The sequence below is a fragment of the Streptomyces sp. NPDC005728 genome, assembly GCF_040630895.1.
GTDB lineage: Bacteria > Actinomycetota > Actinomycetes > Streptomycetales > Streptomycetaceae > Streptomyces.
Window position 1 is genome coordinate 39,614 of the sequence record NZ_JBEXYL010000031.1, and the last position, 26,267, is coordinate 65,880.

At 71.1% G+C, this 26,267-nt stretch carries 27 protein-coding genes and 3 pseudogenes; 17 read left to right on the forward strand and 13 right to left on the reverse strand.

The genetic code is table 11. From position 1 onward, the window contains the following. Positions 1 to 76: 76 nt before the first annotated feature. On the forward strand, positions 77 to 1,033 hold the full coding sequence (locus tag ABZ471_RS21850) for a helix-turn-helix domain-containing protein (RefSeq protein ID WP_359068442.1): 957 nt from the start codon (positions 77 to 79) through the stop codon (positions 1,031 to 1,033). A gap of 102 nt (positions 1,034 to 1,135) precedes the next feature. Beyond that, entirely contained in the window at positions 1,136 to 2,134 is a 999-nt protein-coding gene (gene gap / locus ABZ471_RS21855; RefSeq protein ID WP_359068443.1) for a type I glyceraldehyde-3-phosphate dehydrogenase, read from the forward strand. Positions 2,135 to 2,206: 72 nt separating this feature from the next. Here the strand turns inward: gap and ABZ471_RS21860 are convergent, their stop codons facing one another. Then, positions 2,207 to 2,929: an IclR family transcriptional regulator gene (locus tag ABZ471_RS21860; RefSeq protein ID WP_359068493.1), complete on the reverse strand. Its 723-nt coding sequence runs from the start codon at positions 2,927 to 2,929 to the stop codon at positions 2,207 to 2,209. Positions 2,930 to 3,059: 130 nt separating this feature from the next. On the opposite strand from ABZ471_RS21860, the gene mhpD reads away from it, so the two are divergent. Genes mhpD through dmpG form a run of 3 tightly spaced genes read left to right on the forward strand, consistent with a single transcriptional unit; the run spans position 3,060 to position 5,901 of the window. Next, positions 3,060 to 3,953 (forward strand): 2-keto-4-pentenoate hydratase, encoded by an 894-nt coding sequence (gene mhpD / locus ABZ471_RS21865; protein ID WP_359068444.1) that lies wholly within the window; start codon positions 3,060 to 3,062, stop codon positions 3,951 to 3,953. Continuing rightward, on the forward strand, positions 3,950 to 4,885 hold the full coding sequence (locus ABZ471_RS21870) for an acetaldehyde dehydrogenase (acetylating) (RefSeq protein WP_359068445.1): 936 nt from the start codon (positions 3,950 to 3,952) through the stop codon (positions 4,883 to 4,885). The genes mhpD and ABZ471_RS21870 overlap by 4 nt, the downstream gene beginning before the upstream one ends. Further along, entirely contained in the window at positions 4,882 to 5,901 is a 1,020-nt protein-coding gene (dmpG, locus tag ABZ471_RS21875) for a 4-hydroxy-2-oxovalerate aldolase (protein ID WP_359068446.1), read from the forward strand. Before ABZ471_RS21870 ends, dmpG begins: the two co-directional genes overlap by 4 nt. Before the next feature lie 56 nt (positions 5,902 to 5,957). Here dmpG and ABZ471_RS21880 read toward each other — a convergent pair whose 3' ends face one another. From ABZ471_RS21880 to ABZ471_RS21890, 3 genes are read right to left on the reverse strand one after another with little or no spacing between them, the layout of a single operon-like run. After that, complete coding sequence (locus ABZ471_RS21880) at positions 5,958 to 7,004, reverse strand: amidohydrolase family protein (protein ID WP_359068447.1); 1,047 nt, start codon at positions 7,002 to 7,004, stop codon at positions 5,958 to 5,960. 48 nt (positions 7,005 to 7,052) lie between these two features. Then, positions 7,053 to 7,841 carry a fumarylacetoacetate hydrolase family protein gene (locus ABZ471_RS21885; RefSeq protein ID WP_359068448.1) on the reverse strand — a complete coding sequence of 263 codons (789 nt, stop codon included), beginning with the start codon at positions 7,839 to 7,841 and terminating at the stop codon, positions 7,053 to 7,055. Continuing rightward, the gene (locus ABZ471_RS21890) at positions 7,838 to 8,470 is read right to left on the reverse strand and encodes a TetR/AcrR family transcriptional regulator (RefSeq protein ID WP_359068449.1); all 633 of its coding nucleotides are present in this window, start codon (positions 8,468 to 8,470) and stop codon (positions 7,838 to 7,840) included. The genes ABZ471_RS21885 and ABZ471_RS21890 overlap by 4 nt, the downstream gene beginning before the upstream one ends. 123 nt (positions 8,471 to 8,593) lie before the next feature. Between ABZ471_RS21890 and ABZ471_RS21895 the strand changes: the two genes are divergently transcribed. The 4 genes from ABZ471_RS21895 (at position 8,594) to ABZ471_RS21910 (ending at position 12,845) form a co-directional block, all read left to right on the forward strand. After that, positions 8,594 to 10,201, forward strand: coding sequence for a bifunctional 3-(3-hydroxy-phenyl)propionate/3-hydroxycinnamic acid hydroxylase (locus ABZ471_RS21895; protein ID WP_359068450.1), 1,608 nt, complete (start codon positions 8,594 to 8,596; stop codon positions 10,199 to 10,201). A gap of 8 nt (positions 10,202 to 10,209) precedes the next feature. Then, positions 10,210 to 11,082, forward strand: coding sequence for an alpha/beta hydrolase (locus tag ABZ471_RS21900; RefSeq protein WP_359068451.1), 873 nt, complete (start codon positions 10,210 to 10,212; stop codon positions 11,080 to 11,082). After that, positions 11,079 to 12,080 (forward strand): VOC family protein, encoded by a 1,002-nt coding sequence (locus ABZ471_RS21905; RefSeq protein ID WP_359068452.1) that lies wholly within the window; start codon positions 11,079 to 11,081, stop codon positions 12,078 to 12,080. Before ABZ471_RS21900 ends, ABZ471_RS21905 begins: the two co-directional genes overlap by 4 nt. A gap of 141 nt (positions 12,081 to 12,221) precedes the next feature. Continuing rightward, entirely contained in the window at positions 12,222 to 12,845 is a 624-nt protein-coding gene (locus tag ABZ471_RS21910; RefSeq protein WP_359068494.1) for a TetR/AcrR family transcriptional regulator, read from the forward strand. A gap of 18 nt (positions 12,846 to 12,863) precedes the next feature. On the opposite strand, the gene ABZ471_RS21915 is transcribed toward ABZ471_RS21910, so the two are convergent. Continuing rightward, complete coding sequence (locus tag ABZ471_RS21915; RefSeq protein ID WP_359068453.1) at positions 12,864 to 13,295, reverse strand: tetratricopeptide repeat protein; 432 nt, start codon at positions 13,293 to 13,295, stop codon at positions 12,864 to 12,866. Positions 13,296 to 13,893: 598 nt separating this feature from the next. Here ABZ471_RS21915 and helR point away from each other — a divergent pair. Next, positions 13,894 to 16,062 carry an RNA polymerase recycling motor ATPase HelR gene (gene helR, locus ABZ471_RS21920; RefSeq protein ID WP_359068454.1) on the forward strand — a complete coding sequence of 723 codons (2,169 nt, stop codon included), beginning with the start codon at positions 13,894 to 13,896 and terminating at the stop codon, positions 16,060 to 16,062. A gap of 120 nt (positions 16,063 to 16,182) precedes the next feature. Here helR and ABZ471_RS21925 read toward each other — a convergent pair whose 3' ends face one another. After that, positions 16,183 to 16,422, reverse strand: a complete 240-nt coding sequence (locus tag ABZ471_RS21925) for a hypothetical protein (protein WP_359068455.1) — start codon at positions 16,420 to 16,422, stop codon at positions 16,183 to 16,185. 425 nt (positions 16,423 to 16,847) lie between these two features. Between ABZ471_RS21925 and ABZ471_RS21930 the strand changes: the two genes are divergently transcribed. The 3 genes from ABZ471_RS21930 to ABZ471_RS21940 all read left to right on the forward strand — a co-directional run bounded on the left by ABZ471_RS21930 (position 16,848) and on the right by ABZ471_RS21940 (position 18,565). Next, the gene (locus ABZ471_RS21930) at positions 16,848 to 17,315 is read left to right on the forward strand and encodes an SRPBCC family protein (RefSeq protein ID WP_359068456.1); all 468 of its coding nucleotides are present in this window, start codon (positions 16,848 to 16,850) and stop codon (positions 17,313 to 17,315) included. Between the two features lie 88 nt (positions 17,316 to 17,403). Beyond that, positions 17,404 to 17,898, forward strand: coding sequence for a nuclear transport factor 2 family protein (locus tag ABZ471_RS21935; protein ID WP_359068457.1), 495 nt, complete (start codon positions 17,404 to 17,406; stop codon positions 17,896 to 17,898). A 244-nt stretch (positions 17,899 to 18,142) separates the two neighbouring features. Then, positions 18,143 to 18,565 (forward strand): MarR family transcriptional regulator, encoded by a 423-nt coding sequence (locus tag ABZ471_RS21940; protein WP_359068458.1) that lies wholly within the window; start codon positions 18,143 to 18,145, stop codon positions 18,563 to 18,565. Here ABZ471_RS21940 and ABZ471_RS21945 read toward each other — a convergent pair. The 3 genes and pseudogenes from ABZ471_RS21945 to ABZ471_RS21955 form a co-directional block, all read right to left on the reverse strand. Further along, positions 18,509 to 18,712 (reverse strand): annotated as a pseudogene (locus tag ABZ471_RS21945) (hypothetical protein); the annotation flags it as partial. The gene ABZ471_RS21940 and the pseudogene ABZ471_RS21945 overlap by 57 nt on opposite strands. Positions 18,713 to 18,929: 217 nt before the next feature. Further along, on the reverse strand, positions 18,930 to 19,382 hold the full coding sequence (locus ABZ471_RS21950) for an isochorismatase family protein (protein ID WP_359068459.1): 453 nt from the start codon (positions 19,380 to 19,382) through the stop codon (positions 18,930 to 18,932). Beyond that, on the reverse strand, positions 19,366 to 19,740 hold the full coding sequence (locus ABZ471_RS21955; protein ID WP_359068460.1) for an LLM class flavin-dependent oxidoreductase: 375 nt from the start codon (positions 19,738 to 19,740) through the stop codon (positions 19,366 to 19,368). The genes ABZ471_RS21950 and ABZ471_RS21955 overlap by 17 nt, the downstream gene beginning before the upstream one ends. Between ABZ471_RS21955 and ABZ471_RS21960 the strand changes: the two genes are divergently transcribed. Next, positions 19,739 to 20,245 carry a MarR family winged helix-turn-helix transcriptional regulator gene (locus tag ABZ471_RS21960; protein ID WP_359068461.1) on the forward strand — a complete coding sequence of 169 codons (507 nt, stop codon included), beginning with the start codon at positions 19,739 to 19,741 and terminating at the stop codon, positions 20,243 to 20,245. The two genes, ABZ471_RS21955 and ABZ471_RS21960, sit on opposite strands and share 2 nt — an antisense overlap. A gap of 27 nt (positions 20,246 to 20,272) precedes the next feature. On the opposite strand, the gene ABZ471_RS21965 is transcribed toward ABZ471_RS21960, so the two are convergent. Together ABZ471_RS21965 and ABZ471_RS21970 are read right to left on the reverse strand one after the other, a co-directional pair. Beyond that, the gene (locus ABZ471_RS21965) at positions 20,273 to 21,322 is read right to left on the reverse strand and encodes a Gfo/Idh/MocA family oxidoreductase (RefSeq protein WP_359068462.1); all 1,050 of its coding nucleotides are present in this window, start codon (positions 21,320 to 21,322) and stop codon (positions 20,273 to 20,275) included. A 36-nt stretch (positions 21,323 to 21,358) separates the two neighbouring features. Next, positions 21,359 to 21,562: pseudogene (locus ABZ471_RS21970) on the reverse strand (carbohydrate ABC transporter permease); the annotation flags it as partial. A 55-nt stretch (positions 21,563 to 21,617) separates the two neighbouring features. Here ABZ471_RS21970 and ABZ471_RS21975 point away from each other — a divergent pair. Further along, a pseudogene (locus tag ABZ471_RS21975) lies at positions 21,618 to 21,861 on the forward strand (PAS sensor protein); the annotation flags it as partial. Positions 21,862 to 21,884: 23 nt separating this feature from the next. Here the strand turns inward: ABZ471_RS21975 and ABZ471_RS21980 are convergent. Both ABZ471_RS21980 and ABZ471_RS21985 read right to left on the reverse strand, forming a co-directional pair. Then, entirely contained in the window at positions 21,885 to 23,015 is a 1,131-nt protein-coding gene (locus ABZ471_RS21980) for an ABC transporter permease (RefSeq protein ID WP_359068463.1), read from the reverse strand. A 127-nt stretch (positions 23,016 to 23,142) separates the two neighbouring features. Beyond that, a complete protein-coding gene (locus ABZ471_RS21985; protein WP_359068464.1) occupies positions 23,143 to 23,916 on the reverse strand; it encodes an SDR family oxidoreductase in 774 nt (257 codons plus the stop codon). A gap of 288 nt (positions 23,917 to 24,204) precedes the next feature. On the opposite strand from ABZ471_RS21985, the gene ABZ471_RS21990 reads away from it, so the two are divergent. Further along, complete coding sequence (locus ABZ471_RS21990) at positions 24,205 to 24,870, forward strand: TetR/AcrR family transcriptional regulator (RefSeq protein WP_359068465.1); 666 nt, start codon at positions 24,205 to 24,207, stop codon at positions 24,868 to 24,870. A 292-nt stretch (positions 24,871 to 25,162) separates the two neighbouring features. Beyond that, positions 25,163 to 26,236 carry an alkene reductase gene (locus ABZ471_RS21995; protein ID WP_359068466.1) on the forward strand — a complete coding sequence of 358 codons (1,074 nt, stop codon included), beginning with the start codon at positions 25,163 to 25,165 and terminating at the stop codon, positions 26,234 to 26,236. Positions 26,237 to 26,267 lie beyond the last annotated feature (31 nt).

Here is a 26,267-nt window from a genome sequence, read left to right on the forward strand (position 1 = left end):
ACGGGGCGCCGCTCGGACGCACCCCGTCCGCACCGGCACCGTCGGTCGTCCCTTACCCCCGCGTACCCTGTCTCACGTGCCCGTTTCCCGCCTTCGCCGCGTCGCGGTCCTCGTGCTCGAAGGCGCGAAGCCGCTCGATGTCGGCATTCCCGCGCAGGTGTTCACGACCCGCGCGAGCATGCCGTACGAGGTGCGGGTCTGCGGTGCGGCACCCGGACTCGTGACCGGCGGCGACGGCCTGTCGTACCACGTCGCCCACGGTCTCGACGCGCTCGCGTGGGCCGACATCGTCTTCATCCCCGGCTACCGGTTCCCGGACCGCGACGACCCGCCGCAGGCCGTCGTGGACGAGCTGATCGCCGCCCACGACCGCGGTGCACGGCTCGCCGCCATCTCGACGGGCGCCTTCGCGCTCGCCGCCACGGGCCTGCTCGACGGCCGACGCGCCACCACGCACTGGCACTACGCGCAGGCACTCGCGACGAAGCATCCGCTCGTCCGGGTCGACGAGAACGTCCTGTTCGTGGACGAGGGCAGCGTGCTGACCTCGGCCGGTGCCGCCTCGGGCATCGACCTGTGCCTGCACATCCTGCGCGGCGACCTCGGCGTGGCCGCCTCGAACCATGCGGCCCGGCGCCTGGTCGCGGCCCCCTACCGCAGCGGCGGCCAGGCGCAGTACGTGCCGCGCAGCGTGCCCGAGCCGCTCGGTGAGCGGTTCGCCGCGACCCGCGAGTGGGCGCTGCACCGGCTCGCGGAACCGCTGACCCTGGAGACGCTCGCCCGGCACGCGGCGGTCTCGCCGCGCACCTTCTCGCGGCGCTTCGCCGAGGACACCGGGTACACGCCCATGCAGTGGGTGATGCGCGCCCGCATCGACAGGGCCCGTGAACTGCTGGAGCGTTCGGAACGCGGCGTGGAGCAGATCGCCGCCGACGTCGGCCTCGGCACCGGCGCGAATCTGCGGCTGCACTTCCAGCGCATCCTCGGTACCACGCCGAGCGAGTACCGGCGCACCTTCACCAAGGGCGAGTAGCCAGCGCGGTCTGGCGTGATCCTTGCGAACCATGGCGATCGCGCCGGTGTCACAGCCGGGCGCGGCCCGCCAACCTGGTGGCGACGCGAAGGGACACCACTCATGACTCGTATCGCCATCAACGGATTCGGCCGCATCGGACGCAACGTGCTGCGTGCACTGCTGGAGCGCGACAGCGACCTGGAGGTCGTCGCCGTCAACGACCTCACGGAGCCCGCCACCCTCGCCCGGCTCCTCGCCTACGACACGACGGCGGGCCGCCTGGGCCGCCCGGTGACCGTCGACGGGGACACGCTCGTGGTCGACGGCCGCCGCATCAAGGTGCTCGCCGAGCGCGAACCGGGCCGGCTGCCCTGGGCCGAACTCGGCGTCGATCTCGCCCTCGAGTCGACCGGCCGCTTCACCTCGGCCAAGGCCGCCGGCGCCCACCTCGACGCGGGCGCGAGGAAGGTGCTGGTCAGTGCGCCGTCGGACGGCGCCGACGTCACGCTCGCGTTCGGCGTCAACACCGATGCGTACGACCCGGACCTGCACACGATCGTCTCGAACGCCTCGTGCACGACCAACGCCCTCGCTCCGCTGGCCGCGGTGCTCGACGACCTCGCCGGCATCGAGCACGGCTTCATGACGACGGTGCACGCGTACACGCAGGAGCAGAACCTGCAGGACGGTCCGCACCGCGACGCCCGCCGCGCCCGTGCCGCCGCCGTCAACATCGTGCCGACCACGACGGGCGCCGCCAAGGCGATCGGTCTCGTGCTGCCGAACCTCGACGGCAGGCTGTCGGGCGACTCGATCCGCGTGCCGGTGCCGGTGGGCTCGATCGTCGAACTCAACACGAGCGTCGCCCGTGACGTGGCCCGGGACGAGGTGCTGGCGGCCTACCGCGCCGCCGCGGAGGGACCGCTGGCCGGCATCCTCGAGTACTCGGAGGACCCGCTGGTGTCGGCCGACATCACGGGCAACCCGGCCTCGTCGATCTTCGACTCGGCCCTGACGCGCGTCGACGGCCGCCACATCAAGGTGGTCGCCTGGTACGACAACGAGTGGGGCTTCTCGAACCGAGTGATCGACACCCTCGAACACCTCGCCGCCCACTGATCGCCCCCCTGGGCGGTCCCACCCACCGGTGGGGCCGCCCATTTTTTCATGCAGCCGGCCCCGCTTTCCCTTTCAGCCGGCCCCCCGCAGCACACGCGACAACCCCAGAGCAGCCGTGCGGACGGCGGGGGCCAGTTGAGCCGGGCGGAAGCGGGAGCGGGGTACGGCGACCGAGAGGGCGGCCACCGTCGCACCGCCGGCGAACACGGGTGCCGCGATGCAGCTCACGCCCAGCGCGGCCTCCTGCTCCTCGTAGGCCAGACCGGACACCTGGATCTTCTCCAGCGCCATGCGCAGGCGTCCCGGGTCGGTGATCGAGTGGGGGGTGAGGCTGGGCAGCGGCGAGGAGAGGACCTCCTCGGTCAGCTCGGGGCCGGAGAAGGCCAGCAGGGCCTTGCCGACGCCGGTGCAGGTCAGCGGGAGGCCGCCGCCGATCCGGGAGGGCAGCTGCAGGGCCTCATGACCGTGGATGCGTTCGAGGTAGACCACCTCCATGCCCTCGCGGACGCCGAGGTGGACGGTCTCCCGGGTGGCCTCGAACAGGTCCTGCAGGAAAGGCAGGGCCGTCTCGCGCAGATCGCGTCGGCGCGGCACCAGGGAACCCAGCTCGAACAGCTTCGCGCCGAGCCGGTAGTGGTGCCCCGAGCGCTCCAGCCAGCCCAGCCGGACGAGGTCGGCCGCCAGCCGGTGCACCGTCGGCTTCGGCAGGGCTGTGCGCTCCGAAAGTTCCGACAGGCGGTACGACTCTCCGCTCGGAGTGAACGATTCGAGGATGAGCGCGGCCTTGTCGAGCATGCTGCCCGTCTCACTGTTCCGTGTCACGGAACAAATGTTGTCCCGGCGGATGGGTGCTGTCTATATCGGGGGCATGCCGGCAGACGCGGTTCGCGTCTCCGCTCCCCCACCCCTCTCCTGGAGGCACCCTGTGTCGACCCTGCTCGAGCGCGTCCGTCCGGACGCGCTGCCACCGGCCGTGGTCAAGGCCGCCGACCTGCTGGCGGAGGCCGCACGGACCCGGGCCGCCTGTCCGCCGGTGCGGACGCTGCTGGACGACGGCGACCTGGACTCCGCCTACGCCGTGCAGCAGGTCAACGTACGGCGCGGCCTGGACGCCGGCCGCCGTCTCGTCGGCCGGAAGATCGGCCTGACCTCGCCCGCTGTGCAGCGTCAACTCGGCGTGGGCCAGCCCGACTTCGGCGCGCTGTTCGCGGACATGGCCGTGCCGGACGGCGGCGAGGTGGCCGCGGGACGACTGCTCCGGCCGAAGGTGGAGGCCGAGGTCGCGCTCGTGCTCGGGCGTGATCTGCCGCACCCCGCGTGCACGGTGGTCGACGTGCTCCGCGCGGTGGACTTCGCGCTGCCCGCGCTGGAGATCGTCGACAGCCGGGTGCGCGACTGGGACATCTCCCTGGTCGACACCGTCGCCGACAACGCCTCCTGCGGCCTGTACGTGCTGGGCGGCACCCCCGTACCGCTCGCCGGAATCGACCTGCGGGCCGTGACGATGACCATGACCCGCGCCGGCGAGGCCGTCTCCGAGGGCACCGGCGCGGACTGCCTCGGCAGCCCACTCAACGCGGCGGTCTGGCTGGCCTCGGCACTCGCCGAGCGGGGCGACCCGCTGCGCGCGGGCGACCTCGTGCTGACCGGGGCGCTGGGCCCGATGGCACCCGCGTCGCCGGGAGACGTGTTCGAGGCCCGCATCTCGGGCCTGGGCTCCGTGCGGGTCGGCTTCGCCAAGGAATCCACCGCGGAATGCGTCGCGGAATGCGTCGCGGAATGCGTCGCGGAATCCGCCGAGGAAGGAGAGCACCGGTGAGCACCAAGGTCGCCGTCATCGGTTCCGGCAACATCGGCACCGACCTCATGATCAAGCTCCTGCGGCTCTCGGAGTCCCTGGAGATCACCGCGATGGCCGGGATCGACCCGGACTCCGACGGCCTGGCCCGCGCCCGCCGCCTGAAGGTCGCCACCACCCACGAGGGTGTGGCGGGGCTCGTCGGCCTTGACGAGTTCGCCGAGGTGGAGATCGTCTTCGACGCGACGTCGGCCGGGGCCCACCGCCACCACGACGAGGTGCTACGCCCCCTGGGACGCACCCTCGTCGATCTCACGCCGGCCGCCCTGGGCCCGTACGTGGTCCCGCCGGTGAACGGCGACGCGCATCTCGACGCGGCGAACGTCAACATGGTCACCTGCGGCGGCCAGGCCACGATCCCGATCGTCGCCGCGGTCGGCGCGGTCACGCCGGTCCACTACGGCGAGATCGTCGCCTCCATCGCCTCCCGCTCGGCCGGCCCCGGCACCCGGGCGAACATCGACGAGTTCACCGAGACGACCTCCGCCGCCGTCGAGCAGGTCGGCGGCGCCGGCCGCGGCAAGGCGATCATCGTCCTCAACCCGGCCGAGCCCCCGCTGATCATGCGGGACACCGTGCACTGCCTGGTGTCCGACTGCGCCACCGAGGCCGTCACCGCGTCGGTCGAGGAGATGGTGGGCCGGGTGCAGGCGTACGTGCCCGGATATCGGCTCAAGCAGAAGGTGCAGTTCGAACAGGTCGCCGACGACGACCCGTTGCGCGCCCTCGCCCCGGACGCGGGTGGCGCCCTGAAGGTGTCCGTGTTCCTGGAGGTCGAGGGCGCCGCCCACTACCTCCCGGCCTACGCGGGAAACCTCGACGTCATGACCTCGGCCGCCCTGCGCACCGCGGAACGCATGGCCGCCCGGCACAGCAAGGAGGCGTCCGAGTGACCGCTCTCCACGTCCAGGACGTGACCCTGCGCGACGGCATGCACGCCGTCCGGCACCACTACACCGTCGACCAGGCCCGCACCATCGCCGCCGCCCTGGACGCCGCCGGCGTGACCGCGATCGAGATCGCCCACGGGGACGGCCTGGCGGGCTCCAGCATCAACTACGGTGTCGGCGCCCACACCGACTGGGAGTGGATCGAGGCCGTCTCCGACGCCACGCGGCGCGCCGTACCCACGACGCTGCTGCTGCCCGGCATCGGCACGGTCCGCGACCTCAGGCAGGCGCACGCCCTGGGCATCCGCTCGGTGCGCGTCGCCACCCACTGCACCGAGGCCGACATCTCCGCCCAGCACATCGCCGCCGCCCGTGACCTGGGCATGGACGTCGCCGGGTTCCTGATGATGTCCCACATGGCCGAACCGGCCGAACTGGCCCGCCAGGCACGGCTCATGGAGTCGTACGGCGCCCACTGCGTCTACGTCACCGACTCCGGCGGCCGCCTCACCATGGACGGGGTCCGCGACCGCTTCCGGGCCTACCGGGACGTACTCGACCCCGCCACCGAACTCGGCATCCACGCCCACCACAACCTCGCCCTGGGCGTGGCCAACACCGTCGTCGCCGTCGAGAGCGGGGCGGTACGGGTCGACGCCTCTCTCGCCGGGCAGGGCGCGGGCGCGGGCAACTGCCCGCTGGAGGCGTTCGTCGCGGTCGCCGACCTCAGGGGCTGGGAGCACGGCTGCGACCTGTTCCCGCTCATGGACGCCGCCGACGATCTCGTACGACCGCTGCAGGACCGCGAGGTGAGGGTGGACCGCGAGACGTTGAGCCTCGGCTACGCGGGCGTGTACTCCAGCTTCCTGCGCCACGCCGAAGCAGCCTCCGCCCGCTACGGCCTGGACACCCGCAGCATCCTGGTCGAGGTCGGCCGGCGCGGCATGGTCGGCGGCCAGGAGGACATGATCACGGACGTCGCGCTGGACCTGGTGGCCCGGGCGCAGAGCACGTCCTGATCGTCGGGCCGGTCATGACGGTGAGGGTCCGGTGGGCGCACCGGACCCTCGGTGGCTCACCGGGTGCCGGGCTGGACGAGCTTGAAGACGAGGCGGGCGCCGGCCCGCTGGGCGGCCTGCCGCAGCCGTACCGGGGCCGGGCCGGCCGGAGTGGTGGCGGGGGCGGTGGCCAGGCGCGGGAACAGGGCTTCGGCGTTGGCGTGGTTGACGGCCGTGAGGGTGGCGGGGTCGACGCCGGAGTCGAGGCCGTTGGCGAAGTACTGGCCCGCGACGGTGGGAGCGAAGGGCCAGTCGCTGCCGAAGAGGACATGGCCGGGGCGGGCGAAGGCAAGGAGGGTCGGCAGTGCGGCGGGGCTGGAGGACAGGGCGGTGTCGAAGTAGAAGCCGCGCAGGTCGTCCAGGATGTCGAGGGGGCTGCGCCCGGTGTCGGCGGCCATGGAGACGGCCATGCGGTGGGAGGCGTAGGGCACGAAGCCGCCGGCGTGGCTGAGGATGAAGCGGATGTTGGGGTGCCGCCGGACGACACCGTTGCGTACAAGGAGGTAGGCGGCCCTGGTGGTGTCGAGCAGGAAGTCGGCGGCGAACGGCGGGATGCCGTCCACGGCCGGTGCGCGCAGGTCGGCGGGGTGGACGAAGACGACGGCGCCGCGGTCGTCGAGGGTTCGCCAGAGCGCGTCCTGGCCGTCCGCGCCGAGGTAGGTGCCCTGGTTGTTGGCGAGCAGGGTGACCCCGTCGGCACCCAGTTCGTCCAGGGCCCGCCGGGCCTCGGCGACGCAGGCGTCGACGTCGGGCATCGGCAGGGTCGCGAAGTGGCCGAAGCGACCGGGGTGGTCGGCTGTGAGGGATGCGCCGTGGTCGTTGAGCCGGCGCGCCAGGTCCGCGGCCTCGGCCGGATCGGCGAGGAAGCCGGTTCCGGGGGTGGAGACGGAGACGATTGCCGTGGCGGTGCCCAGCAGGTCCATCAGTTCCAGCGCGGCTTCGGGGCTCCAGTCCGGAAGGGCACGGCCGCCCGCCTCGGCGATGCCGGCCTTGGTCAGCAGGTCGCGGTAGAAGGGCGGGACGAGGTGCTGGTGGACGTCGATCCGGCGGGGTGCGGCGGGCATGCGATGACCTCGTGGCTTTCTCGGGTGGTACCGGGATGAGGGGAGACGTCAGGCGAAGGTCACCGACACCGGACCGAGGCCGGTGAAGCGCGCCTCGATTCTCTGGCCTGCGGTGACGAAGGGTGCGGTGGTCATGGCGCCGGGCAGGACCAGTTGCCCGGGCTCCAGGGCGGCGCCGAAACCGGCGAGGGTGTTGGCCAGCCAGGCGACGGCGGCGGCCGGATGGCCGAGCACCTCGCGGCCGCTGCCCGCCGCCGAGGGCCTGCCGTCGAGGAGGAGTTCGACGGTGACTGAGGCGAGGTCGGGCGCCCTGCCGACGGGTGTCCAGGGGCCGCAGACCAGCCCTCCGGAGCTGGCGTTGTCGGCGACCGTGTCCACCAGGGTGATGTTCCAGTCCCGGATGCGGCTGTCGACGATCTCCAGGGCCGGGGCGACGGCTTCGGTGGCGGCCAGTACGTCGTCGGCGGTGACGCCGGGGCCGCGCAGGGGACGGGAGAGCAGGAAGCAGATCTCCGGTTCGACTCGCGGCCGGCAGTAGCGGCCCGCGAAGACCGCCGTGCCGTCCCGGCGGACCATGTCGTCGACCAGATGGCCGAAGTCGGGCTCGGTGACACCGAGGAGTTGCTGCATCGCGGGCGAGGTCAGGCCGACCTTGTGGCCGATGACGGTGGCCCCGTCGGCCCGGCGGCGGGCGATGTTGGCCCGCTGGACGCCGTAGGCGTCGGCCAGGCCGAGGCCGGGCAGCAGGGCCGACAGCGGCTCGATCGGTGCCGTGTTCCGCTCGGCCCGGCGCAGCAGCACGGCGGCCTCCTCGCACTGCCGGGCCGTCAGGGTCATCCCCCGCTCCTCGCCGTCATGCGCATCGCCGCCTCGTGGACCAGGCGGGCATGCAGTTCGAACATTGCCACGAGGTCGAATGCGTCACCGCTGATCTCCCGCTTGATGAACAGACCGTCGGCGCCGGCGACGGCGTAGTCGGCGAGGGTGTACGCGGAGCTCTCGTCCAGGTCCGGGGCGAGGGTCCGGATCACCTCGATGATCTTCCCGCGGGCGATGTCCCGTACCTGGAGGAACACGGTCCGGCCGCGGGGTTCGACGGGGCGCCGCTCCAGGGCGAGCATCAGGCCGAGGCGCAGGAAGTCGGGGGCGTCGACCAGCGCTCTCGCCACGTTCGCCGCCATGGCCGTGACCCGCTCCAGCGGCGTACCGCTCTCCTCGCCCGGCAGCACGACGGCCGTCAGCCATGTCTCGAAGCTCCGCTCGATGACCGCGGCGATCAGGTCGTCCTTGTCCTTGAAGTGCCAGTAGATGGAACTGGCGGGCAGTCCGCACTTGGCGCTGACCGCCGCGATCGACGTGCCCTCGTAGCCACGCTCGCCGGCGATCTCCACGGCGGCGTCGAGGATCCGCTGCCGTGACTCCACTCCGTTGGCGCGCTTCTTGCGCGTGGTCTGCGGCTTGGTCATCGGATGTGCCCTCCTGTCGTACCGGCCCTTGACCGTCTCTGACACCCAGCTTACCGTAGCGACTGTTCCAATTGGAATGGTCGCTACAGCAAGAGCCGACAAGAACGACAGTGAGGTGACCTGGTGAGCCGGATCGATGCCAGGGACAGAGCCGAGTGCAACAGGGACGACACGTACGACGTGGCGGTGATCGGGTACGGGCCGACCGGGGTGACCGCGGCCAACCTGCTGGGGGCCACGGGCCTCAAGGTGGTGGTCCTGGAACGCGACGCGGAGGTCTTCTCCCGCGCGCGGGCCATCTCCACCGACGAGGAGGTCCTGCGGATCTGGCAGCGCGTCGGCCTGGCCGAGACGCTGAAACAGGACATGCTGGCCGAGCGCCCCGTGGACTTCGTCGACGCGGGCGGCCGGCCGTTCATCCGTGCGCGCCCCCGCCCGCGCGGCCACGGCCACCCGCCGCAGATGTTCATCTACCAGCCCGCGCTGGAGCAGGTCCTGCGCGCCGGGGTCGACCGGTATCCGCAGGTGGAGGTGGTGCTGCGGCACGAGTGTGTGCGGCTGCGGCAGGATCCGGACGGTGTCGAACTGACCCTGGTCGGCGCTGACGACTCCGTCCGGCGGCTGCGCGCGTCCTACGTCATCGCGGCCGACGGCGGCTCCAGCCTCACCCGTGCCCAGCTGAACGTCGGCTACGAGGGACGGACGTACGAGGACCGCTGGGTGGTCATCGACACGAAGATGCTCAAGCCCTGGCCCGACCACGACAAGCTGCGCTTCCGCTGCGACCCGGCCCGGCCGGCCGTGGACTGCCCGACCCCGCTCGGGCACCACCGCTGGGAGTTCCCGATCCTGCCCGGAGACGACGAGAAGTACCTGACCACCGACGACGCGGTGTACGAACTGGTCTCCCGGTACGGGATCGGGCGGGACAGCATCAAGGTGCTGCGCGCCACCGTCTACAGCCATCACGTCCGCTTCGCCGCACGCTTCCGGGTGGGCCGTGTCTTCCTCGCCGGTGACGCCGCCCACGCGATGCCGCCGTGGATCGGGCAGGGCATGGCCGCAGGGGTACGTGACGTGGCCAACCTGTGCTGGAAGCTCGACGCGGTGCTGCGGGGCGAGCTGCCGGAGTCGGTGCTCGACAGTTACGAGGCCGAGCGGAAGCCGCATGTGAAGGAGGTCACCAGGAGGGCGGTGTTCGTCGGCCGGATCATCACCGAACGGCGGTTCCCCGTCGCCCGGATCCGGGACACCGCGGTGCGCGCCCTCGACCGCGTTCCGGGCTTCACGGACCGGCTGCAGGACTCCAGCTGGATACCCGTCGCCCGTTACGCCGAGGGCCTGCAGGCACGGCCGCGCACCAAGGCGTCCGGGCACCAGATACCGCAGCCCTGGGTGACCTCCCCCGACGGCAGCCGCGTCCGCCTGGACGACGTGCTCGGCGGCCGCTGGCTGCTCCTGCACGGCGGCCTCCCGGTCACCCAGCCCGCGTGGGAGCACCTGGGCGTCCCCTCCCTCACCGTCATGCCCGCCGGCTCGCGCCCGGCCGAGGGCACACTCGTCGACAGCGACGGCGTCCTGCTGCCCTGGATGGCCGAGCGCCGGGTGACGACGCTCGCTCTGCGCCCGGACGCCTACGTCTACGCCGCCGCGCCCGCGGGCGCCCAACTGCCGCCGCCCCCGGCCGGATTCGCCCCCGCCCCGCGCCCGAGCACCTCGATCGCCCCGTGAGGACCACCATGACCACATCCACCGAACTGCCGCCTATGCGGGAATCGCTGATCGACGTCGCGGGCCGGAAGATCTTCGTGGCCGAGACCGGCGACGGACCCCCCGTCCTGCTGCTGCACGGCGGCGGCCCCGGCGCCTCCGGCGTCTCCAACTACGCCCGGAACATCGCCGCCCTGGCGAAGGAGTACCGGGTCATCGTCCCCGACCTGCCCGGCTACGGCCGCAGCACCAAGGGCATGGACGGCACCGATCCCTTCGGCCACCTCGCGGACGGCATCCGCGGCCTGCTCGACGAACTCGGCCTGGACAAGGCCCACCTGGTCGGCAACTCCTACGGCGGCGCCTGTGCCCTGCGCCTCGCCCTGGACACCCCCGACCGGGTCGACCGCATGGTGCTCATGGGCCCCGGCGGCATCGGCACCACCCGCGCCCTGCCCACCCCGGGTCTCAACATTCTGCTCAATTACTACTCCGGAGACGGCCCCTCGCGGCCGAAGCTGGAGAAGTTCATCCGCACCTACCTCGTCTTCAACGCCGCCGACGTTCCGGACAGCGTCATCGACGCCCGCTACCAGGACAGCATCGACCCGGAGGTCGTCGCGGCACCGCCCCTGCGCCGCCCGTCCGGCCCGCACGCCCTGCGCACCCTGTGGAAGATGGACTTCACCCGCGACGACCGCCTGTCCCGACTGCCCGTCCCCACCCTGGTGCTGTGGGGTGCGGCGGACAGGGTCAACCGGCCGAGCGGCGGCCGGATGCTGGCCGAGCGCCTGCCCGACTGCGACCTGTACCTCGTCGCCAACACGGGCCACTGGGTGCAGTTCGAGCGCGCCGAGCTGTTCAACCGGCTGTCCGCCGACTTCCTGGGAGGCCGGCGGTGAACACCTCGGTCTTCGGCTCGGTCCATCTGGGCTACCTCGTCATCGAGACCAACCGCTTCACCGACTGGCGCCGTTTCGGAACCGACGCCATCGGCATGCACCGCGACGACCTCGACACCGGATCCATGCGCTTCCGCCTGGACGACCAGGAGTGCCGCTTCCTGCTCCGGCGCGGCCCCGCCGAGGACGTCGTGGCGACCGGCTGGCACGTGGCCGACCACAGCACCTTCGAGCAGATCGAGGCCCGCGTCCGCGCACACGGAGTCCCGTGCGTCGAGGGCACCGCCGAGGAGGCCGCCCTGCGCGGCGTCGAACGCCTGCTGCGCTTCCCCGGCCCCAAGGGCATCGCCCAGGAGATCTACACCACCCCGATCACCTCGGCCCAGCCCCTGCGCATGCTCGCCTCCGGCTTCGTCACCGGTGCCTCGGGCATGGGCCACGTCGCCCTCACGTCCACCAGACCGGCCCTGATCCGCGGCTACTTCAACACCGTGTTCGACGCGCGGCTCACCGACTACATCGACGAGACCATCAGCGGCGTGAAGCTCAAGATCCGCTTCCTGCGCGTCAACGAGCGCCACCACTCCATCGCGGTCGCGGCCGTCCGCGGCCTGCCGATCGACCCCGTCCGCACCCGCGTCCAGCACCTCAACGTCCAGGTGGCCACACTCGACGACGTCGCCCGCAGCTACCAGCGGGTGCACGAACTCGGCTTCGACATGGCCCTGTCCGTGGGTCAGCACACCAACGACAAGGAGCTGTCGTACTACGCCCGTACCCCCTCGGGCTTCGAGTGGGAGGTCGGCTGGAACCCGGTCGTCGTCGACGAGAGCACCTGGCAGCCCACCACCCATCAGGGCATCAGCATCTGGGGGCACACCCCCGTCGGCCAGACGATCACCGACAAGCTCGACCAGTTCCGGCTGGGCGCACGCTCGCTGGTCCACCCGGAGATCACCGTGCCCGCCCTCAGCGGCGTCGGCATCCCCGACGACTGACGACAGGGCACGCGACCGATCGGACATGCGTGCCCTGGCATGCTCCCCTCCGGACCGAGCAGACACTTCCCACCTGGCAGGATGAGTCGCCGTAAGTGCACTGCAGCGAGTCCGTGAGGTCGTGTCGTGGCATCGAAGCCCATGGTCCGAGAACCGATCCGGCGCAACGCCCGGTCCAACCGCGCCCGCATTCTGGCCACCGCCCGCCAGGAGCTGGGCCGGAATCCGGAGGCCACCCTGGAGGAGATCGCCCGGGCCGCGGGCGTGGTGCGCCGTACGGTGTTCGGACACTTCCCGGGACGCGCGGCGCTGGCGGAGGAGGCGTCTCAGGCCCTGCAGGACGCCGTCGCGTGGCAGCCCGACCCGTCGGAGCCGCCCGAGCGCGTGCTGGCTCGGTTCGTCCTCGCGATCTGGCCGGTGGGCGACCGCTACCGGCTGCTGCTGGCACTCGCCCGTCAGGACCTGGGCGCGGAGCGGGTGTCCGAGGTGCTGGCCCCGGCGCGTGCGCAGGCCGCGGTGATCCTGGAGCACGGACAACGCAAGGGCGCCTTCCACGGCCACCTGCCGCCGGCCGTGCTCAACGCCGCGCTGGAGGCCCTGACCCTGTCCCTGCTGGAGAGCGTCAACGCGGGGGCGTGGGAGGACGACGGCACCCGGACGGCCGTCGCCACTCTGGTCGCCGCGGGCGTGCCGGAGCAGCGGGCGGCCGAGGTGGTTGAGGCGGTCGCTGCGGAGGTACGGGAAGAGGCCGCCGAGCGAGCGTAGGTTCGCGGTGCCGAGGCCTCAGTCGTCGTCCGGAAACTCGCCCGAGAAGGCGGCGGCGAGGCGCAGCCAGGGCACCGCCTCGTCCTGCCGCCCCTGACGCTCCAGGGTGCGGCCCAGCATCAGATGGGCGTAGTGCTCCACCGGATCGCGCTCGACGATCACGCGCAACTGCTCCTCGGCGCGCCGCAGTTGAGCCGAGTGGTAGTAGGCGCGCGCCAGCAGCAGCCGGGGGCCGGTCTGCTCCGGGACCTCGTCCACGACGGCGGTGAGCAGCCGGGCGGCACCGACATGGTCCTTCGCCTCGAAGAGCAGCTGGGCCCGCTCCCAGCGCTCGGTGGTGGTCTCCTCGTGCGGGACCCCGGCCCCGTTGTCGAACAGGTGCAGGGCGCTGGCCCAGCGGTCGGGTGCCACTCCGTCGGTCGCCGGGTAGTCGTTGAAGGTGTCGCTCATCAGAGTCTTCCTCTCCCGGTTCGCCGCCGGGTTCTGTCGTGCGCTGTCGGAGCGCCGGCTCGCCGGCCGCGTACGCTGGGCGTCGCGCCAGGCGCCGGGCACGGTGGCCGGCCGGTTCCTGGCGAACTCCCGAAGCAATCAGCCAAGGCGATCAACGGATCACGGAGCGGCTCTATTCCGGCCGAGGTACGACGTCAGGCAACCGTCGGGGCAGAGGATCCGGCAGGGAAAGCGTCTCGGACAACGGCAGCCCTGGACGAGTGGCTCCGAAGTGTCGGATCACCGAGGGGAGTTGTCGGGCCTGCCACGCTATGTGAGGGCGCGCTGCAATGCCACCCACCCCTTGCCACTTTCAACATATAGCGCACCGGGGGGCTTGCGGCAAGGCCCGGGTCATGCCGCACAATCGCAGGCCGAAGCCCGGACCTGCGGAAATTGGAGATTCACGACGTGCGTGTGCTGTTGTCGGTGTATCGGTCGAGCGGTGGCGAAGAGCCGGTGAGGGGACTCGCGCATCAGGCGCGCGAGCTCGGCGCCGGGTTGAGGGTGTGCGCGCCGTCGGACCTCGCGGGTGCGACCCCGGATCGGAGCTGGTGACGTGAAGCCCCTGACCACCAGCGCCTTCGACCTTCCCGACCGCCTCTCCGCCAAGGCCGACCCGGCGCTGATCGCCGGCGACGAGCAGCACTTCGCAGCCATCGCGGAGTGCCTCGAGCAGTCGATCGCCGAACTGTCCGACCTCCTCGAGGCCGAGCGCAGGGCGCCCGGCGGCCTGGGCCGGCACGCGATGGACCGGGACACGGAGATCCACCGGCTGACCGCCCGCCTGCGCGCACTGCGTCGCTTCGGTCTGGACCTCTGCCTCGGGCACATGGTCGGCGCGGACGACCTCGAGCCCGTGTACGTCGGACGACTCGGCCTCACGGACAACACGGGCCGTCGGCTGCTGATCGACTGGCGCTCCCCTGCGGCCGAGCCGTTCTTCGGAGCCACCCACGGCAACCCGATGGGTCTGGCGAGCCGCCGCAGGTATCGCTGGACCCGTGGCCGGATCAGCGACTACTGGGACGAGGTGTTCACCGCCGACGGACTGGAGCGGCGTGCCGCGCTCGACGACCAGTCCGCCTTCATCGCCAGCCTGGGCACCAACAGGTCGGAACGGATGCGGGACGTGCTCGGCACCATCCAGGCCGACCAGGACGCCATCATCCGCGCGGGATCCCGCGGCGCGCTCGTCGTCGACGGCGGTCCGGGTACGGGCAAGACCGTCGTCGCCCTGCACCGCTCCGCCTACCTCCTCTACTCCGACCCCCGCCTCGGTCACCGCCGGGGTGGCGTGCTGTTCGTCGGTCCGCACCGGCCCTACCTGTCCTACGTCGCCGACGTCCTCCCCAGCCTCGGAGAGGAGGGCGTGCAGACCTGCATCCTGCGGGACCTCGTCGCCGAGGGAGCCGCGGCGACAACCGAGGCCGACCCGGACGTGGCCCGCCTGAAATCCTCCGCGAACCTGGTGAAGGCGATCGAGAAGGCCGTCAGGTTCTACGAGGAGCCGCCCACCAAGGGGATGACGGTCACGACCCACTGGTCCGACATCCGGCTGAGCGCCGACGACTGGGCCGCGGCGTTCGAGGCAGCAGAGCCCGGCACCCCGCACAACGACGCGCGCGACCAGGTCTGGGAGGAACTGCTCACGATCCTGATGGACAAGCACGACGGCGACGCCCCGCCCGCTCTGCTCCGCAAGTCGCTGCTGCAGAACAGGGAACTGCGCACGGCCTTCAACCGCGCGTGGCCACTGCTGGAAGCCGCCGACCTCGTCGGAGACCTCTGGTCGGTACCCGCCTACCTGCGGATGTGCGCGCCCTGGCTCAGCCGGGACGAGGTTCAGCAGCTGCAGCGCGCGGATCCCCAGGCCTGGACGGTCTCCGACCTGCCGCTCCTGGACGCGGCGCGGCAGCGGCTCGGCGACCCGGAGACGGCACTGCGCGAGCGCCGGCACAAGGCCGTCATCGCCGCCCAGCAGGAGCGCATGGCGCAGGTCGTCGACAACCTGATCGAGGCCACAGCCAACTCCGGCGCCGACGGTGACGACGGCGAGGGCCTGGTGACGATGCTGCGGGGCGAGGACGCCAAGGTCAGCCTGGTCGACGAGTCCGAACTGACCGTCGTCGACCCGGACCTGCTCGCCGGCCCCTTCGCGCACATCGTCGTCGACGAGGCCCAGGAACTGACCGACGCGGAATGGCAGATGCTGCTGCTCCGCTGCCCGTCCCGGAGTTTCACCATCGTCGGGGACCGTGCCCAGGCCAGGCACGGATTCACGGAGTCATGGGAGGAACGCCTCGAACGCATCGGCCTCGACCGAGTCAACCTGGCATCCCTGAGCATCAACTACCGAACACCGCAAGAAATCATGACGGAGGCCGAGCCGGTCATCCGAGCCGTGCTCCCGGACGCCAATGTACCGACCTCCATCCGCAGCGGCGGCGTCCCCGTCGTCCACGGGTCCGCCTCGGACCTGACCTCGATCCTGAGCACCTGGCTCGCCGAACACGCCGACGGGATCGCCTGCGTCATCGGCGATCCCGCATTCCGTACGACGCCCCGCGTCCGTTCTCTGACCCCGGAGCTCTCGAAGGGACTCGAATTCGACCTGGTCGTCCTCATCGACCCGGACGACTTCGGCGAGGGCATCGAAGGAGCGGTCGACCGCTACGTCGCCATGACCCGGGCGACCCAGCGACTCGTCATCCTCACGAGCTCCTGACGTCGACCGGGACGAGGTGACGAACCACCCGTCGCACACATGACGTTCGCCGAGGAGGAGACCACCCGGACACTCATGGCCTGACCGGAGGAGTCGTGGCCGGTGTCCCGGCGGGGGCCGCTACTCCGCCGGGTCCTCCTCGGCGCGCCGAACCGACTCCTTCACGGCCTGCTCCAGCTCGTACCGGCTGAGCCCCGCCTCCTCGGCGTGCGCAGTGATCGCGGCCTGCACCGCTTCGGACGCCTCCCGCCAGCGCCGCCACTGCGCCTCGTACTCCGCACCGGTGAGTCCGGCCAGACGGGCACGCTCCAGCTCGGCGGCGCGCTCCAGCTCGATCAGGCTTGCAGGGATGTCTGCCACGTGCACGGATCCTAGGCGGCTCGCAAGGCACGCCTACCATCAGACTTGCCGCCCAATCGGGTGAAGCCGCCCAGTCTGATGGCCACGTCCCGCTCGATGCCCTCGCTGCCAGGGCGCGCCCGGGAGCCGTCGATGTCGTGCGCGCTTCCGGGTCGACTCCCTCGACGACCTGATGCGCAACTCGCACTTCCTGGTCGACCAGGGCGCGGGTCTTCGACCTCGAACAGCCCTCGTCGATCGACAGGTGGCGCGGCCCGGCGGCGTCCACGACCCGGCGCCGCCAGTTGCCCCCGCCTGTGCCCGCCAGGCCCTAGCCCGGTCTGCGCCGGAAGCCCACGCTCGTTCAGCGCCGCGAGGTCCCAGCTCGTTCGGCGCCGCACACAGCGAACACGAGGCCGGCAGTGCCGTCGGCCGAAGGAGGGTCGATGATCTTCGTGAGCCACGTGATCCCCGTCAACGAACCCGGGGAACCCCGGCTCGACCGCGCCGCAGTCTGGGAGGGTCTGGTCCTCAAGGCCAACAACGCCCTGCCCTTCGTGCCCGCGATGAGCAACTGCAAGGTCGTCCAGCGCTACGGTGACGCCTGCTTCGACCGTGACATCCGCATCCGGGGCGACGCCTTCCGCGAGCGGATCACCCTCGAAAAGCCCCACCGGGTGGTGTTCACCCGGCTGTCGGGCCCCGTCCTGGGCACGATCGCCAACGAGATCGAGGGCGAGGGCGAGGGCGACGACATGCGGCTGCGCTTCAGCTTCGCCCTGGTACTCGCGGGCACCCCGGGCAACTCCGAGGCCGAGGAGAAGTACGCCCGGACCATGACCGGTGACTACATCCAGGCCCTCACCGCCACCCGCGACGCCATGCGCCGCATCGCCGTCGACCACGCCGCCTGACATGACCGTGCGACCTGACCGCTCGCACCCCCCTGGTGAGGCCACACCTCTCCATCGAGTACGGACGAAAGCGACAAAGGTGTCTGACATGTCCGACTGGATCGATTCCTTCTACGCCGATGTGGACGCCCAGCTGACCGAGCGCGTCCTGGACCGCTTCACCCCCGACGGGGAGCTGGTCTTCGGCAGCAACCCGCCCGCCATCGGCCACCCCGCGATGCGCGAAGTGCTGGAGAACCTGCGCGCCGCGCTCTCCGGCATGCGGCACGAGTGGTGCAACCGCTGGACGGTCGACGAGAAGACCCTGGTCCTCGAGACCCGCGTTCACTACACCACGCGCGGCGGCACCGAAGTGATCCTGCCCAGTGTCTCGGTCATCGACCGCGACGCCTCGGGTCTGATCACCTCCCTGCGGATCCACATCGACGCCGCACCGCTGTTCGGGGCCCTCGACGCCGAGTCCGTGACCGCACAGCCCGAACCCGCGGCCTCCCACGAGGCGGCGGGACGACCGGCCGGCGCACGGGTCGAACGGCGCCCCGACCCGGTGGAGCGGGGCGGCATTCACTGTCCGAACAAGTAAACCCTAGGGGCTGATCCCGCCCTATCGGTGATCCACCTCACGAAGAGCGAGAATCCCGGCCCGATGGCCGACAAGCCACCCCGAGAGGACAGGCCGCTGTACCCTTTACTTGTTCAAGCAACTGCACCGGCCGAACGAGGAACCCATGAGCCAGTCGGAGACCGCAGACACCCGTCCGCCGGCCACAGCCGACACGACGGGACCGGCGGACGTATGCATGCCGGATTCCGTCACGGCCGGCGCCATGAACCACGCGATCTTGCGTGTGGCTCGCCTCCACCGCATGCTGGCCGGCCAACTACTGCGCCGAGTCGGCCTTCATCCGAGCCAGGAACTGGTCATGATGCAGCTGTGGGATCGCGGACCCCAGCGACAGACCGATCTCGTCCGCCTGCTCGGCTCCGACGCCGCCACCATGACGCGCACCATCCGCCGCCTGGAGAACGCGGGCTTCGTCCGCCGCAGCCCCTCCACCACCGACAAGCGGGTCACCATCATCGAACCCACCGCGGCCAGCAACGCCCTGCGCACCGAGGTGGAACAGGTCTGGCTGGACCTCGAAGCCAGCGTCGCCGAAGGCATGACACCGGCTCAGCAGGCCCAGGCCATCGAGGTCCTGGGTCTGATCGAGGAGAGCCTCGCCCGCGCCACGTCGCAAGACGCCTGAGGCCGGACGCGACGGCCGGACTCCGCCCGTACGATCCGGTGTGCCGCCGTAGCGGCGCCGCAGGTCGTGGGCGACGGCCCGGGACACGCCCGGGTCGTCGTCCACGGTCAGGATGACGGTCCGCCCCGGGCTCTCCGGCTGTGCCACGCCTCCCCTGTTCGGTCGTCCTGCTTCGCTCCCCGCGCCTTCGCCGTCCACTCGGGCCGCAGCGCGGCCAGTTGGTCCGCGAAGGGCACGACGTCCGTGTCGTCGGCCGCCCGGCCGCCGCCCCCGGGAAGGTCGCGTGGCATGATCCGCCGGACAGGCCCTGCGGACGGCGCATGGCTGAGGGGGCGGCCGGCCGCCTGCCCCTCGCTCCGTTCGGTCACTGCTGCGGCATGAGCCCCATGACGAACGGGATGATCTTGCCGCCGCGCTCGCCGGTCCCGTTCTCGGCGAGTTCCGCCAGGAGTTGGACGGTGGAGGTGGTGGTGGCGCCGGCCTTCTCCATGCGGCTGATGGCGATGTCGTCGGCCGTCTTCGTCGAAGAGCCTCCCGTCTCGGCGACGACCTGGACGTCGTAGCCCAGCCGCAGGGCCGTCAGGGTGGGGTAGACGGTGCAGACGTCGTTGGTGACACCGGCGATGATCGGCTTCTTGCGTCCGGTCTCCCGCACCGCGGCGGCGAAGTCTGCCGACCTGGTGGTCGATGAGCAGCATGGCCGTGTTGTCGGCGGTGAAGGGCCGCGCGGACTTGAGGGGAACCTCCGTGAACGTGCGGGCCGGCCGAGCCGGCTGATCCTCGGATCGGCCGGACCAGATTTAATTTGCCGCCCCATCTTCCCTCTCAGCGTACGAGAAGGCCCCGGCGCCCAGGCCCAGTTGCAGGCGGCCGCGCGACAGCAGGTCGAAGCCGGCCGCGGCCTTGGCCGGCATGGCGGGCAGCCGCAGTGGCAGGTTGGCCACCATGGGGACGAAGGTCACCCGTTCGGTGCGGGCCGCGAGGAACGCCATCAAGGTCCATGTGTCGTGGAACGCCTGCCGATAGGGGTGATCCTGAACGGTGACGAGATCCAGGCCGTCACGGTCCGCCTGCAGCGCGGCCATACTCACTCTATTGGCCGACCAATTCAGTCTGGGTGAGATGATTTCACGGCAAGCGACTCGCTCTGCAGCACAAGGAGGAACACAGGCCATGCCGCCAGCGTCCGAACCGGTCCAGGGCAAAGACGATCCGGTGCCGACCGTCGCCGACGCTCCGATGAGCGAGGCCCTCTTCCGCGCCGCCCGTGTGCACCGGATCACGGCGGGCAACCTGCTGCGCGAGACCGGCCTGTACCCCGGACAGGAGCTGCTGATGATGCAGCTGTGGGGACAGGGCGAACAGCGCCAGGCCGATCTGATCAAGACGCTGGGTCTCGATCCGTCCACTGTCACCAAGATGCTGCAGCGCCTGGAGCAGTCCGGGTTCGTCACCCGCAGTCCCTCCCCCCACGACCGCCGAGCCGTTGTCGTGAACACCACCCGCGCGGGCCAGGCCCTGCGCGACCGGGTCCTGCGGGCCTGGCGCGACCTGGAGACGGTCACCGCCGCGGGGTTCACGGACGAGGAGTACGCGCAGGCGATGCGGGTTCTGACCCGGATCGAGGCGAACCTCACCGGCACGGTCTCCGGCGCCGATGCCCCCTCGGTCGCCGGCTGACCGCCGATGCGGGCGGACCCGGCCGCCTCACTCGGCCGGGTAGCGCACCCCGATGCTCTCGCGTACGGCGTCCAGCGTCGCCATGACCGCGAGCGTGCCGTCCAGCGGAACGAACGGCGACTCGGTGGCGCCGGCCCGCAGGCAGCGCGCGACCTCCAGCGCTTCGTGGGTGTAACCGTTGCCCGGGGAGTCCGGCAGGCGGACCTCCTCGGGCTCGTGGCCCTGCCGGTGCAGGACGAAACCGTCCGCATGGAAGAAGTCGCGCGCGAACTCGATCCGCCCCAAGGTGCCGTTCACCGAGGCACGCTGAGCCGTCTGCGTGCCCAGTGAGCAGGAGAGCACCGCGACCGGCCCGGTGTCGTAGCCGAGCAGGATGCCGGTGTTGTCGTCGACGCCCCGGGGATTGAGGTGCGCCCAGGCGGAGACGGCGTCGGGGACGCCGAGCAGCAGGTGGGCGAAGGAGACGGGGTAGACCCCGAGGTCGAGCAGGGCTCCGCCGCCCTGCAGCGGGTCGTGCAGGCGGTGGGCGGCGTCGAAGGGCACGGTGATGCTGAAGTCGGCGTGGACGGAGCGGACTTCACCGATCGCGCCGTCCGCGATCAACTCCCTCATCCGCAGCACGGCGGGGTTGACGTAGGTCCACATCGCCTCCATCAGGAAGACGTTCCGCTTGCGGGCGATGTCCACCAGGGCTTGGGCCTGGGCGAGGTTGAGGGTGAGCGGCTTCTCGCACAACACCGCCTTGCCGGCCTCCAGACACAGCGCGGCCGCCGCTTGGTGGGCCGCGTGCGGAGTGGCGACGTACACGACGTCCATGTCGGGGTCGTCGGCGAAGTCCTGCCAGCTGCCGTGGGCCCGGGCGATGCCGTGCCGGTCGGCGAACCTCTGTGCGGTGTCGGCGCTGCGGGAGCCCACGGCGACCAGTTCGGCGTCCTCCGGGATGAGGCGCAGGTCCTCGGCGAAGGTGTGGGCGATGGAACCGGTGGCGAGGATTCCCCAGCGCAAGGGCCGACGGGGGCCGTTCTCCGTGAGTGCCGGTGCGTTGTCGGGTGGGAGCGCGGAAGGTATTCCTGTCATGTGCTGGGGCCCTTCGATGCGGGTGGACGCGGCTGTCTACTCGCCGAATCCGGCTGTGAGACCGCTGAGGAGCTGGCGGCGGCCGATGGCGTACAGGGCGAGGATAGGCAGGGTGGAGAGAACCACCGCCCCCAGGATGGCGGGGACGTTGATCGTGAACTCGACCTGGAAGCTGCGGACGAACAGCGGCAGGACGCGTTTGTCCGGGCTCTGGGTGATGCTGCGCACGATGAACCCCGAACCGCCGGGCGACGACAGCACCTTGCTGCCGGCCAGGCCTCTCCTGTTCGGGGAGGACCGGGTTGCCGCCTGGGACGTTCCGGTCGATCCGGCCGCCGTGGCCGACGCACGTCGGCAATGCGACACACCAGCTCGGTTCATGGGGGCTGGAGCACATCGTGTTCGTCACGGAACTGGTCGTCAGCGAGTTGGTCACCAACGCCGTCCGGTACGCCACCGGACCGGTTCGCCTCCGGCTCGTCAGGGACGAGACGCTGGTGTGCGTGGTCTCGGACGGCAGCAGCACCAGCCCTCACCTGTCAGGGGGGTGCCGGCGGCGACCTCAGTACCCGGTGGCGAAGTCCGCAGACCCGGCCGCCGAACGGCGCGCGGCAACACGGTCGAGCACGTACTGGAGCGTGAGGCAGCCCAAGCCCCATGCGGCCAGGGTCAGCATGGCCCCGGTGAGATGTGCGTCGTGGAAGTAGGCGGCGCCCCGCAGACCACGTACTGCTGCCGCCGGAGGCATGACCGAAGCCAGCGGGGACAGCCAGGCCGGCAGAAACGTGGCCGGCAGGATTCCCCCGGAGGCAGCGTTGCCGAGGATCAGCAGCACCACGGAGGCGACCGGCATGCCGAGCGGCCCGAACACGCGCAGCAGCAGCCCGGCCGCCGCGGCGGACGCCCACGCCAGCAGGCCCACCACGACGCAGATCACGGCGAACGGGGCCGGTAGCGCGTTCATGGCGGTGTGCGCGATCAGTGCCACCATCACGCCGGAGGCCGCGGAGAACACCAGCATCGAGGTGACACGGGCGGCGAACCGCAGGCGCGGCGCGATCTGGTAGGAGGAGACCGCGAAGAGGAAGCCGGCGAGCACCACGCCGAAGGCGGCGTAGAACACCGACAACCCGCGCGAGTCCCCCGCCGCGAGGGGCTGCACATCCTTCACGGGAAGGGGCTTCCCCACGGCTGCCGTCATCGCCGTGGCGAGGCTGGAGACCGTGGACGGCCCCTGCGCGCCGGCCACCAGAATCCGTGTTCCCCGGCTGTCGGCCACCAGGGCTGCCGGGACCTCGTCGTGGGTGACGGCCTGGCGAGCGGCCTCGGCATCCGGGTAGCGGTAGAAGGTGTACCCGTCGGGGGCCGCGTTGTTGAGGGCGAGTTCCGCGCGCGCGGCCACCTTGTCGGACGCGGCTATGCCCAGGGGCTGGTGACGCACCGACGGTGCGTGGAACGCCGCGAGATAGACGGCGACGAACGCGGTGCCTATGGCCAGCGCGGTGGCCACGGGCACGAGCATCGCCTTGCGGGCGCCGGCCGCCGCGGCGAGCACCGGAGCGGGAAGGCCGGGCTCGGAGTCGACCAGTGCGTGCCTGGCGTGTCGTGCGCCGTCGGACGCGGAGTCGGCACGGGGATCGGGGGGAGTGATACGGGGCGGGACGTCGGGAGGGAACTCGGTGGCATGGTGCATGGAGTGAGGAAACTTTCCGATGTCAGCGGGGCCGCAGCCCCTTCGATGGTGTGCTTCCGACGAGGCTGCGGCAGGGCGGGGCACGGCAAGGGGGCGGCCTCGTCGCCCCTCGGCGGTCGGACTGTCCCTAGAACATGCCGCCGTCGACCTGCAGGTTGCGGCCGGTCATGTAGGCCGCGTCGTCGGAGGCGAGGAATGCGTATCCGGCGGCGATCTCCGAGGGTTCCGCGAGCCGGCCCAGGGCGACCTGGACGTCGAGCCACCCGGAGAGGTCCTGCTTGCCCACCAGGTCGGGGTGCAGGTAGCTCGCCCCGTGCTCGACAGCCATGTCCGTGGCGGTACCGCCCGGCGCGATGGCGTTGATCGTGATGCCCTTCTGGCCGAGCTCGGCGGACAGGTTCAGCACCATCGACTCCACCGCCGCCTTGCTGGCGGCGTACAGGGTGTGCCGGAAGAACGCCTTGGACGCACTCACCGACGAGGTCAGCACGATCCGTCCGCCCTCGCGCATATGGGCGGCGGCGTGCTGGACGGCGAACAGCTGGCCGCGTGTGTTGACCGCGAAGACACGGTCGAAGTCGGCCGGCGTGATCTTCTCGAGAGCGTCGAAGTGCTCGATGCCGGCGCACGACGCGAGCACGTCCAGCCGGCCGAACTCGGCCACCGCCCGCTCGATCAGCGCCCCGGTCTGCTCCGGGACGGAGGCGTCGGCCCGAACGGCGATCGCCCGGCCGCCGCCACCCAGCTCGGCGACGAGAGCGTCCGCCGCCTCCCTGTGGCCGCGGTATCCGATCGCCACCGCCGCGCCCTCGTCGGCCAGCCGCCGTGCGACGGCCGCGCCGATCCCACGGCTGCCGCCTGTGACGACTGCGACCTTGCCTTCGAAACGTGTCCTCTGCACGGGTGACACCACTTCTCTTCTCTCGGGACAGGCGAGGGGAATCTCTCTCGGGGACAAGTGGGGGAACCACTGCGAGCAAAGGCTGCGGTGCCCGAACGGAAGCCGGCCGGAAGCGGGCGCACCGGAGGTGTCCTCCAGGTGTGTGTCCGGCGGGCTCGCTCACCGTAACATCAAACCGCAGAAAATCCTTCACTTAGACGCTTCGACGGACGACGGTGACGTAATCTCAAGGCGTCGGCCGACGGCGATCAGGGCCTGCCGGCACGGTCGAGAAAGGACGGGCGCACGGTGACTTCCCGCACCACCGGCGAGGACAGGAAGCCGCGACTGAGGGCCGACGCAGCTCGCAACCGGGCACAGATCCTTGCCGCCGCCCGCACCGCCTTCCGTGAACTGGGCACCGCCGCACCGCTGGACGAGATCGCCCGCCGCGCCGGAGTGAACATCGCCACGCTCTACCGGCGCTTCCCGGACCGTGAAGCCCTCGTCCAGCAGGTCGTGATCGATGGATTCAATCTGGTGATCGAGGCCGCCCACCAGGCACTGGACGCCGCTCCGCAGGACCCCTTGGCCGCCGTCGAGGGATTCCTGCTACGCCTGGTGGACGAACGGGACACCCTCGTACTCCCCCTGGTCGGCGGCCCGGTTCCCGCCACCCGTGAAACGGCCGAACTCCAGGCGGAGATCGCTCCCCTGCTCGAGGAGTTGCTGGCCCACGCCCGCACCCAGGGGACCGTCCGGCCCGACGCGACCCACATGGACCTGATCACCACCGCAGCGCTGGCCTGCCGCCCGATGCCCTACCTCCCCACGGAACAGGCCGCCGCCCTCGCCACCCGCCACGTGCACATCTTCGTGGACGGCCTGCGCCCTCACGGGACCCGGCCGCTGCCCCCGTCCCCGACGCTCGAAGAGCTGACCGTCCACCTGCACACGGGCCCCGCGGAGAGCTGAAGTCCGAGCGTCCCGAGTGAGTAGTTCCCTCACTCCGGGGACTCACGAAGAAAATCCTGTGGTCGACCAACAAGGGAGCGATCTCTCACCAGGGAGAGAACTTCACATTCCACAGTCATGCCCTTTATGCCCATCTTTGCCCCGCGTGACGGGGCTCACACGTATGGCGGGATGCGATTCATAGGGTTTACTTGTTCGGACAGCGAACGGCTCGGATGTGGCACTGCCCGAGCCCTGTCGACCAGGAGGCCGCCTGTAGGCGGCCCGTCTTTCGTGAGCAAGGATGATGATCATGTCGAAGGCATTCGAAGCGACCGACCTGGGCGGCAAGCGCCTGGCCAACCGCATCGTGATGGCACCCATGACCCGCTCCCGCGCCTACGGCCCCGGCCAGTCGGCCACCGAGCTGATGGCCGAGTACTACGCCCAGCGCGCCGGCGCCGGCCTGATCATCACGGAAGGCACCCAGCCCTCGGTGATCGGCCAGGGCTACCCCGACACCCCCGGCATCCACACCGACGAACAGATCACCGCCTGGCGCAAGGTCACCGACGCCGTCCACGCCCAGGGCGGCGTGATCTACCTCCAGCTCATGCACACCGGCCGCGTCGGCCACCCCAGCCTGATGGGCCTCACTCCCGTCGGCCCCTCCCCTGTCCAGGCCAAGGGCCAGGTCTACACACACGAGGGACCGCAGGACTTCGTCACGCCCAAGGAACTCACCGAGGACGAGATCCAGGAGACGATCGCCGACTACGCCACCGCCGCCCGCAACGCGATCGAGGCCGGCTTCGACGGTGTGGAACTCCACGGCGCCAACGGCTACCTCATCCACCAGTTCCTCGCGCCCAACTCCAACACCCGCACCGACGCCTGGGGCGGCACCCCCCAGGGCCGCATCCGCTTCGCCGTCGAGACCGCCAAGGCCGTCGCCGACGCCATCGGCGCCGACAAGACCGGCTTCCGCATCTCGCCCGGCAACCCGTACAACGACATCGACGAGAGCGACCGCACCGACGTCGACGCCACGTACACGGCGCTGGTCGACGCCCTCGCCTCGCTGAACCTGGCCTACCTCCACCAGATGGAGGCGCCCGAGATCCGCGACCTCACCCAGCGCCTGCGCAAGGCCTGGCCCAGCACCTTCATCCTCAACCCCTTCACCGGCCAGGCCCCCACCGGCCCCGAGGAGCTCCAGCTCATCGAGGAAGGCACCGCCGACCTCATCGCCTTCGGCGGCCTCTTCCTCGCCAACCCGGACCTCCCCACCCGCCTCGCCCAGGGCGGCCCCTTCAACACCCCCGACCGCGCCACCTCCTTCGGCGGCGGCCACACCGGCTACACCGACTACCCCACCCTCGACTGACACCCCGTCGGTCACCGCGACCGGCACACCG